The following is a 9,916-nucleotide window of genomic DNA, read 5'->3' as shown; positions in this document are numbered from 1 at the left end:
GCCTACGGCGCACCCGCGGAAGCAGCGCGCAGCGGTGCTGGGGTTGGTGTGGAGCCACTGGGCGTCGTTCCGCCGCCTCCCGCGGGTGCCTAAAATGCTCGCCGAACTCGCGTTCTTCGTTACCACGCGCTACGGTTTGTGCACGCATCTGATTTGGGTTTTGTAGCGCGTGGTAAGCGAAGCGCACCCGCGGAAGCATCGCGAAGCGGTACCTGGGTTTGGTTGAGGTGCCACTGGTCGACGTTCCGCCGTCACCCGCGGAAACAGCTATTCACTAACCAATCATAGAAAATCCGTCGCGTTATTACGCTTCTCTTCCCGCAGCCTGTCCCGGGCAATGTAAAGTGCGGCAATGGCGCGGGCTTCGTGAAAATCCTCGCGCAACAAAAGAGTGGGTATCTCCTCAATCGCGTGGGTCTCGACGATCAGCGGCTCAGGCTCATCCCCCGGCAGGCGCTTGGGATAAAGATCGGTGGCGAGCAACACCTGCATACGGTGGCGCATATAGTTGGGCGCCAATGAAAGCTCCACCAGCGGTTCAATGCAGTGTGCTCCAAAGCCGCACTCTTCCATCAGCTCACGGTTGGCAGCGGTAATGATATCTTCACCAGGATCGACTAACCCTTTCGGCAGGGTGAGTACGTAATCCTCAAAACCGGCGGCATATTCGCGGATTAGCAGCACATGATCTGGGTCTGGCATGGCCACGATCATCACGGCACCACGGTCAGCGCCGGTTAAACGCTCAAATTGACGCTCTTCACCGTTAGAAAAACGCAGCGCCAACGACTCCACCTTGAATAGACGACTCTGTGCTACGCACTCACGGGATAGAATTTGTGGCTTACGCAGGTAAACAGAGCGGCTGGCGCTGTCATCTTCAGGGTGATCAAACCCAGGCGGCGTGGGGGGGAGCGTAGACATAAACGAGTGCCTCCATGGCTGGTAAAAGGCGGTTAAGCTACAATAGCACGCTTACTCCTTATGTGACTGGAGCGGCAATGATTGATTGGCGCGAGATAGACACTGTCCTACTCGATATGGATGGCACGCTGCTGGATTTACACTTCGACAGCCATTTTTGGTTGGAGCATCTACCCCGGCGCTACCGGGAACTGCACCAACTGGATGAAGCCTCCCAAGAGGCACTACGTACACGGATTATTGGCGAACAGGGCACCCTAAACTGGTACAGCCTAGCGTACTGGAGCCGCGAGTTAGGGGTGGATATTGTGGCCCTGAAGCGCGAAGTTCAACACTTGATCGGCCTGCGCAGCGACGCGCTGGATTTTCTGAAATGGCTTAAACAGGCACATCCACGGGTAATTCTTGCCACTAATGCGGATCGTGCAAGCCTTGCCTTGAAGCTGCCGCTTACCGGTTTGGAAAGCTATTTGGATGCCATTGTCTCGTCAGAAGATGTAGGTGCTGCGAAAGAGGAGCAGGCGTTTTGGTTTGCGCTGCAGGAAATTGAACCCTTCGATCCCGCCCGTACGCTGTTTATTGATGATAATGCTCGCGTGTTAGAGAGCGCCCGCGAGTTTGGCATTAAGCATTTACTGGGTATCAAGCAACCTAATAGCCAGCGCCCTGAAAAAGAACTACAGGAATTTATTGCCCTGGATCGCTTTGCCCACCTGCTACCAGAACAGTTGCCTGAAGCGTTACAGGTACCCCAAGGAGAGCATTAATGAGTGACAGCGTACGCTTGGATAAATGGCTCTGGGCCGCGCGTTTTTTTAAGACCCGTGCGCTCGCCAAAAAGGCTATTGAGGGCGGTAAAGTGAGTTATGACGGTGGCCGCGCCAAAACCAGTAAGCAGGTGGAAATTGGAGCGCTTATTCGCGTGCCCCAAGGCTGGGAGATATTGGAGGTAGAAGTGGTATCGCTTTCTGACCAGCGGCGCGGCGCGCCAGAAGCGCGCACGTTCTACGCTGAAACCGAAGAGAGCGCGCAGCGTCGTACCAAAGAAGCTGAAGCCCGCCGGCTTACCAACGAGGCGATGCAGCACCCACTCAAACGTCCCGATAAAAAACAGCGACGCGATATCCAGCGTTTCCAGCGCCACTCGGGAGAGTAATCCCGCTATTTAAATAGCCGTAATTAAATATCAGCCGCCCTTTAAACAGTAGGTAGCTTAAACATGTCAGATCAAATTCAACGCTTTATGTTCGATCACACCAATGTTCGTGGTGAAATCGTCACCCTCTCGGCCGCCTATCACGAAGTGTTGGATCGTCACGCCTATCCGCCTGCGGTAAATGAGCTACTGGGCGAACTACTGGCTGCCGTGGCCCTGCTGACGGATACCGTTAAGCTAGACGGTACGCTAAGTATTGAAGTACGTGGACGCGGGATACTTTCACTGCTCATGGCCGAATCCAACCCAGGTGGAGAACTGCGCGCCATTGCCCGTATTGCAGAAGACGCTGTACTACCCAGTGAGCATGCCAGCTTCCGGGAGCTGGTGGGCGAGGGTCAAATTGTGATTACCCTTGACCCCCGCGAAGGTCATCGCTACCAAGGTATTGTGGCACTGGATCAAGAGACCTTGAGCGGCTGCTTGGAAGCCTATTTCAGCCAATCAGAGCAGTTGCCCACGCGGCTGTGGTTAGCGGCAAATGGTGAGCGTGCGGGTGGGTTGCTGCTCCAACGCTTGCCGGAAGAGTCTCAAAACCAGGATGTAGATGCTTGGGATCGTAGCGTTCAATTGGCCGACACCATCAAAACAGAAGAGCTGCTCGGGCTTGAGCAGCGCGAAGTGCTCCACCGCCTCTATCACGAAGAAACCGTGCGCGTCTTTGATCCTAAAGCGCTGCGCTTTGGCTGCACTTGCTCTCGTGAGCGGATGAGCTATGCGCTGCATACGCTAGGCCAGGAAGAGTTACGCGATATTCTGCAAGAGCAGGGGGCAATAGATACACAATGTCACTTTTGCCACACGAAATATCACTACACGGCGGCAGATATTGAAATTTTATTGGATGACCCCGAGGCACCATCACCCACAATTCACTAAGCATGTAGTCGTTGGTGCCCATTACGGCGACTATAAGCGCTATCAACAGCGCCAGTGGATTCAATGAATTCGGAGTGCTTTAAAAACGAGCGTTTGAATTTATACTGCGCTGCAACACAAAATATAGTGGTTATGTAGTAGTTTAACTACAAGATATTTGATACTCGCCCCCGTTTCCTGGGGGCGTTCTTTTTGCCATAATGCGCCGGACTTTAGCGCACCCAGCCGGATCAAGTGTGGTTGGGATGAACTCTAAGGCGTCGGTGACGCCCGGTAACACGAGAGAAACGGCCTTAAGGCCCAGGAATCGACATGACCACGACTCAAGCCGCTCCCCAAGCCCACGTCAATCTCAGCAGCGCCGAACTAATCGAGCGCTCCGTGGCACGTGGCGAAGGCCGCCTCTCGGCCAACGGTGCCCTGGTAGTAAACACTGGCCTGCGTACCGGCCGTTCACCGAAAGATCGTTATATCGTTGACGAACCCTCTACGAGCAGTCAAATCGATTGGGGCAGCGTGAACCGTCCCTTCGATGCTGACAAATTCACTGCTTTGTGGAATCGCGTCAATGACCACCTGCTCAGCCAGGAGAGTTTCGTTTCTGAGTTGCACGTAGGCAGTGACTCAACGCACTACCTGCCGGTACGTGTGAACACTGAGACCGCTTGGCAGAACCTGTTTGGCCGCACTATGTTTGTTCGTCCTCAGGCTTATAACCCAGCGGCGAAAGACGAGTGGACAATTCTTAACGCGGCAGGCTTTGAGTGTGATCCATCACGCGATGGCACTAACTCTGACGGCTGCGTCATTATCAACTTTGCCGAGAAGAAAGTGCTGATCGCGGGTATGCGTTATGCCGGCGAAATGAAAAAAGCCATGTTCTCGGTACAGAACTTCCTGCTGCCAGCTTCTGATGTGCTACCTATGCATTGCTCCGCCAACGTGGGCGAAGATGGCGAAACCTGCCTCTTCTTTGGTCTCTCTGGCACGGGTAAAACCACGCTCTCAGCTGATCAGGCACGCTTCTTAATCGGTGATGACGAGCACGCCTGGGGCGACGGCATTGTCTTCAATATGGAAGGCGGCTGCTACGCTAAGTGTATCGACCTTTCTGAAAAGAATGAGCCGGTTATCTGGAACGCCATTAAGTTTGGTACCGTGCTGGAAAACGTTGTACTGGATGACTGTCGCGAGCCGGATTACGCTGACGACAGCCTGACTCAGAATTCTCGCGCCGCTTACCCGTTAGAGCACGTTGAGAAGCGCGTAGCAGAAAACCTTGCCGGTGAGCCGAATGCCATCGTCTTCCTGACCTGCGATATGTCCGGCGTTTTGCCTCCGGTATCCGTGCTTTCTAAGGAAGCTGCGGCGTATCACTTTCTGTCAGGCTACACCGCCAAAGTGGGCTCAACCGAAATGGGCTCTTCTGAAGGCTTAGCCGCCACGTTCTCAACCTGTTTCGGCGCACCTTTCTTCCCGCGCCCTGCACGTGAGTACGCAGACCTGCTGATTAAGCGCGTCGACAAGAAAGATGCCCAGGTGTATCTGGTCAATACCGGCTGGACCGGTGGCGCTTACGGAGAAGGTGGTTCACGCTTCTCAATCCCCACTACCCGCGCCATTATCAGCGCTATCCAGTCTGGCGTGTTGCGTGACGTTGAAACCAAGCACATTGATGGCTTGAACCTGCAAGTACCGGTCACTGTGCCGGGCGTCGACTCCAGTCTGCTGGACCCACGCGACACTTGGAGCGATCGTGACGCCTACGACCGTCACCTTAAAGAGCTGGCGACCAAATTCGTCGATAACTTCAAGAAGTTTGAAGGTGTCAGCGAAGCGATTATCAAGGCTGGTCCTCAGTTAACCTGAAGGCCTGCTGACCTAAACGTTAGACGATCTAAAAAATCAGTGGATCGATGTTAGTAGTTGAATGCCAGAACTACTAAGTAGTCAGAAAAGATAGAAATCAGAATGGGACAGCGCCACGGCACTGTCCCATTTTTATTGGCTACTTTCCTCACTAAGCATTCTGGGAGATACACCCATGAAAAGGCGTCAATTTTTAGGTCTGGCAGGACTCACCGGTGTCGTCGGGGTGATGCCCAGCATCTCGTTTGGTTTTCCACGCCTTAATCTGGAAGCCGCCCCAGGTCTAGAAAAGCTGGAACTGAGTAAAGACGAGTGGCGCGAACGGCTTTTAGATGAAGCCTATGCTGTTCTCCGTGACCATGGCACAGAGCCTGCCTTTTCAAGCCCACTAGACAAGGAGTGGGGAGAGGGCGAATATCGCTGTGCTGGCTGTGATCTACTGCTGTTCACCAGCGAAATGAAATATGATTCTGGTACAGGCTGGCCCAGCTTTTTCGAACATGTAGAAGGCCATATGCTCACCGAGCTGGATATCAAACTCATCTGGCCGCGCACCGAATACCACTGCGCCCGCTGCGGTGGTCATCAAGGCCACGTATTTGAAGATGGTCCCGAGCCTACCGGCCTACGCTGGTGTAATAACGGCGTTGCGCTGCGCTTCGTGCCTGCTTGAGGTATCGTGGTAAAAATAAGTAACGTTTCACTTCCCTAACGTCAATAACAATCGAATAGGCAGTTTAGTAATGAAAGAAAAGGCTAATAAACGAAATGTTTGGTCACCTGTCATGACGCCTTTCATGTCAGATCTTTCCACCGACGACCAGCGTTTTGTAGAGCACTGTCAGTGGCTCCTTAATAACCACGTCGGATTAGCCATCTTTGGCACAAATTCAGAAGCCAATTCTTTGCCATTAGCTGAGAAGCAGCGCCTGATAGAGCTATTGGTAGCCTCTGGTATTCAGGGGGCAGACCTTATGCCCGGTACGGGAAGCTGTAGCCTGGAAGATACCGTGTCACTCACGCGAACCGCCATTGAAGCAGGGTGTTCTGGTGTACTCATGTTGCCGCCGTTCTATTACAAGGGCGTCTCTGACGAAGGATTATTCAACTATTTTTCTCAAATTGTCGAGCGCGTCAACGATAGCCGCCTGCGTATTTATCTTTATCACATCCCCCCTGTTGCACAAGTGCCGCTCTCAATCGAGCTGATTGAGCGCCTACGCCAACGCTATCCTGATGTGTTCGTTGGCATTAAGGACAGTGGGGGAGATTGGACATTCACCCAGGCCTTGATCGAACGCTTTTCATCAGAGGGATTTGAGGTGTATGCGGGTAGCGAGCGTTTCCTATTAGATACGTTACGTGCAGGGGGCGCGGGATGTATCAGCGCTACCGCCAACGTGAACCCAAAGGCGATTGCCGAACTAGGTGCCACTTGGCAGAACAGCGATGCTGATGATCAGCAACAAGCCCTTAATCGTATACGTAGTGCGTTTGAAGGCTTCCCGATGATACCTGCTATGAAAGCAACAAAGGCCCAGGCAACAGGACATAATGGCTGGCGCCTCGTTCGCCCACCGCTTGTTAACCTGAGCGATGGAGCTGCCAATGATCTCCAAAAAGCCTTAGCCGAGGAAGGTTTTTCCATGGGCGCAACGGGAAGGAGCGTGGCGGAGTGAGCTTTCTAACCCGAAGAACGCTTTCGAAAATCCACAACCTACACGATGTCGAACGATTGGCCCGGCGCAAATTACCACGACCTATTTTCGGCTATATCGACCATGTGGCAGAAGATGGCAGAACTCAGCGAGCTAACCTGACTGCTTTCGATGAATACTGCTTCCTACCCAAAGCCTTCGTCAATGTCTCACACATTGATCTGCAAACTGAGCTGTATGGCAAACGCTACGCGGTACCTTTTGGTATTGCCCCCATGGGTATCAGCGCGCTATCGGCCTACCAGGGAGATCTGGTGCTTGCCCGCGCCGCCGCGGTTCGCAATCTGCCCATGATCATGAGTGGATCATCGCTGGTACCCATGGAGGAAGTAGCAAAAATTGAAGGTGCCGATTGGTTCCAGGCCTACCTGCCTGGTACACCGGAAGGCATCGAAGCCTTGATTGAGCGGATTAAGCGAGCCGGTTTCAAAAAACTCGTGGTAACGCTCGATTATCCCGTACCTCCCAATCCGGATAATCTTCGCAGGTCTGGGTTCTCATCGCCCCTTGAACCTAGCCTAAGACTCGCGTTCGATGGCTTGATACGACCTGATTGGCTGTGTAACACCTTCCTGCGTACGTTATGGAAGCATGGCATGCCCCACTTCGAGAATAATCATGCCGAACGCGGTGCGCCGATGATCTCTCGTAAGGCAGCAAGGGACTTCTCTGGTCGCCGCCATTTCGACTGGAGTTATCTCGATCTGGTACGTCGCCTTTGGCCAGACACCCTGATTGTTAAAGGCATTCTTAACCCAGACGATGCGGTGCGCGCCCATCGGGCGGGTGTCGATGGCATTATCCTTTCCAATCATGGTGGACGTCAGTTGGACTCGACCATCTCGCCCTTACAGGTGTTGCCAGAGGTGAAACGCCGCATCAGCAATATCCCCATTATGATCGACAGTGGTTTCCGGCGGGGGACAGATGTGATCAAGGCACTAGCACTAGGAGCCGACTTCGTATTCGTGGGTCGCCCCTTTAACTACGCTGCAGCCTGTGCAGGCCAGGCTGGTGTAGAGCATGTTGCGGATCTGCTGCAGCGTGAAATTGAGCGGGATATGGCCCTGTTAGGCCTTACCAGCCTTTCTCAGCTTGATCGCTCCTGCCTTTACCAGCCAACCATAAATGGGTTGAAACAGCCTTTGGTTAACGCCGTACCTGTTGCTGAAGAGGTTAACTCATGATTATTAGCGATATTAAAGCAACAGTGCACTATCACGACGTGCAGGTGCCGGGCGTTGTTGAGTCCGTAGAGAGGCGTATTTTTGTATATGTAGAAGTTTTCACCGATGAGGGGTTGGCCGGCTTTGGGTTAACAGGCGCGATGCTTCCCTGGGCAGTGAAAAGCTGCATTGACCATCATCTGGCTCCTGCGCTCATCGGTAAGAATGCGCTGCATCGTGAGGCAATTCACAATTATGTTTGGCATCACTTAAATACCCGCGGTTATACCGGCGTGATATCCAATGCGTTGTCAGCCATCGATATCGCCTTATGGGATCTGGCGGGCAAGCGCACTGAGCAATCAATACATGAATTATTGGGTGGTTATCGAGATTGGGCACCGACTTACGCTACCTTTGGTTATCCCTCGCTAGATGATGACCAGTTGGTGGCCCAGGCGAAGCGTTTTATTGCAGATGGGCATCGTATCCTTAAGATGGTGGTAGGAGGAAACCCCCATCGTACTTGGCAGGATGATGCCCGCAGGGTTCGGTGCGTTCGTGAAGCAATTGGTGAGGATATCGGGCTGATCATCGATGCCAATTGTCGCTTTGACCCAGTGGAAGCTCGCTACCTAGCAATGGCTGTTGAATCGTGTAATTTGCTTTGGTTCGAAGAGCCCCTGCATGTTAACGATGTAGAGGCGCTCCGAGATCTGCGTGCCAATGTCAGAGTACCCATTGCAGTTGGGCAGATGGAAGGCCATCGTTTTCGCTATCGGGATCTAATTGCCAGCCGAGCGGTTGATATCATCCAACCCAATGTGATTTACAACGGTGGCTTCACCGAGTCGCTCAAAGTGGCGCACATGGCGCAGGCATTCAACATGCCAATGTCCAATGGGGGAGGCTGGCCAATCTTCAACATGCACCTGTTATGTGGCGTGATGAATGGCGGGGCAGTGGAGTTCCACTATGGTATCTGGCAGGTAGGTAAGCACTTCTTTACCGGAACGCCTGACCCTGTAGAGGGAGTTATGCGGCTTTCTGGACTCCCCGGTCTGGGATTTACTCCTAAACAGGATGCTTTGGCGGCTGCACGTGTAGATGAGCCCCGCCAACTGCTGTCGGCGAGCCATGACGCCCATGGCTACAGGACAGGCGCTTAACTTGAGGCACTACGGTCGTTGTAGCGTTGCCGGGGGTTGGCTGAGGTGCCATTGGGCGTCGTTCCGCCGCCTCCCGCGGGTGCCTCTGTATGTTCGTTCCTCTCACATATTCGTTACCACGCGCTACGGTTTGTGCCCGCATCTGATTTGGGTTTTCGTAGCGCGTGGTAAGCGAAGCGCACCCGCGGAAGCATCGCGAAGCGGTGCCGGGGTTTGGCTGCGGTGCCTCTGTATGTTCGTTCCTCTCACATATTCGTTACCACGCGCTACGGTTTGTGCACGCATCTGATTTGGATTTTGTAGCGCGTGGTAAGCGAAGCGCACCCGCGGAAGCAGCGCGCAGCGGTGCCGGGGTTGTGTGCGGTGCCACTGGGCGTCGTTCCGCCGCCTCCCGCGGGTGCCTCTGCATGTTCGTTCCTCTCACATATTCGTTACCACGCGCTACGTTTTGTGCACGTATCTGATTCGGGTTTTCGTAGCGCGTGGTAAGCGAAGCGCACCCGCGAAAGCAGCGCGCAGCGGTGCCGGGGTTTGGTGTGGTGCCATTGGGCGTCGTTCCGCCGCCTTCCGCGGGTGCCTCATTCGCTCGTACCTCCCGAGATTCGTTACCACGCGCTACGGTTTGTGCACCATGCTAAATCGGTGTGTTTTCGTAGCGCGGCGTAAGCGTCAGCGCACCCGCGGAAGCAGCGCGAAGCGTTGCCGGGGTTTGGCTGCGGTGCCATTGGGCGTCGTTCCGCCGCCTTCCGCGGGTGCCTCATTCGCTCGTACCTCCCGAGATTCGTTACCACGCGCTACGGTTTGTGCACGCATCTGATTCGGGTTTTCGTAGCGCGTGGTAAGCGAAGCGCACCCGCGGGAGCATCGCGAAGCGGTGCCAGGGTTTGGCTGCGGTGCCTCTGTATGTTCGTTCCTCTCACATATTCGTTACCACGCGCTACGGTTTGTGCACGCATCTGATTTGGATTTTGTAGC

The 9,916-nt window shown here is 54.0% G+C and carries 9 protein-coding genes; 8 read left to right on the top strand and 1 reads right to left on the bottom strand.

Annotation, left to right across the window (positions count from 1 at the left end; translation table 11 throughout):
- Positions 1-282: 282 nt before the first annotated feature.
- Positions 283-924, bottom strand: coding sequence for an ADP compounds hydrolase NudE (nudE, locus tag ACQKE4_RS14815; protein WP_427389130.1), 642 nt, complete (start codon positions 922-924; stop codon positions 283-285).
- Between the two features lie 77 nt (positions 925-1,001).
- On the opposite strand from nudE, the gene yrfG reads away from it, so the two are divergent.
- The 8 genes from yrfG to ACQKE4_RS14775 all read left to right on the top strand — a co-directional run bounded on the left by yrfG (position 1,002) and on the right by ACQKE4_RS14775 (position 8,941).
- Complete coding sequence (gene yrfG, locus ACQKE4_RS14810) at positions 1,002-1,691, top strand: GMP/IMP nucleotidase (protein ID WP_427389129.1); 690 nt, start codon at positions 1,002-1,004, stop codon at positions 1,689-1,691.
- Complete coding sequence (locus tag ACQKE4_RS14805; RefSeq protein ID WP_427389128.1) at positions 1,691-2,080, top strand: RNA-binding S4 domain-containing protein; 390 nt, start codon at positions 1,691-1,693, stop codon at positions 2,078-2,080. Before yrfG ends, ACQKE4_RS14805 begins: the two co-directional genes overlap by 1 nt.
- Positions 2,081-2,143: 63 nt before the next feature.
- Positions 2,144-3,019, top strand: coding sequence for an Hsp33 family molecular chaperone HslO (gene hslO, locus ACQKE4_RS14800; RefSeq protein WP_427389127.1), 876 nt, complete (start codon positions 2,144-2,146; stop codon positions 3,017-3,019).
- Positions 3,020-3,331: 312 nt separating this feature from the next.
- Complete coding sequence (locus tag ACQKE4_RS14795) at positions 3,332-4,888, top strand: phosphoenolpyruvate carboxykinase (protein WP_427389126.1); 1,557 nt, start codon at positions 3,332-3,334, stop codon at positions 4,886-4,888.
- Between the two features lie 175 nt (positions 4,889-5,063).
- Positions 5,064-5,561, top strand: coding sequence for a peptide-methionine (R)-S-oxide reductase MsrB (msrB, locus tag ACQKE4_RS14790; RefSeq protein ID WP_427389125.1), 498 nt, complete (start codon positions 5,064-5,066; stop codon positions 5,559-5,561).
- 70 nt (positions 5,562-5,631) lie between these two features.
- Positions 5,632-6,567: a dihydrodipicolinate synthase family protein gene (locus ACQKE4_RS14785; RefSeq protein WP_427389124.1), complete on the top strand. Its 936-nt coding sequence runs from the start codon at positions 5,632-5,634 to the stop codon at positions 6,565-6,567.
- The gene (locus tag ACQKE4_RS14780; RefSeq protein WP_427389123.1) at positions 6,564-7,793 is read left to right on the top strand and encodes an alpha-hydroxy acid oxidase; all 1,230 of its coding nucleotides are present in this window, start codon (positions 6,564-6,566) and stop codon (positions 7,791-7,793) included. The genes ACQKE4_RS14785 and ACQKE4_RS14780 overlap by 4 nt, the downstream gene beginning before the upstream one ends.
- A complete protein-coding gene (locus ACQKE4_RS14775) occupies positions 7,790-8,941 on the top strand; it encodes a mandelate racemase/muconate lactonizing enzyme family protein (protein WP_427389122.1) in 1,152 nt (383 codons plus the stop codon). The genes ACQKE4_RS14780 and ACQKE4_RS14775 overlap by 4 nt, the downstream gene beginning before the upstream one ends.
- Positions 8,942-9,916: the final 975 nt, after the last annotated feature.

It is taken from the genome of Halomonas sp. NPDC076908 (assembly GCF_050269715.1).
Classification (GTDB): Bacteria; Pseudomonadota; Gammaproteobacteria; order Pseudomonadales; family Halomonadaceae; genus Vreelandella.
Note: the sequence above shows the minus strand (reverse complement) of the source record. Positions and strands in the feature narration are given on the sequence as shown.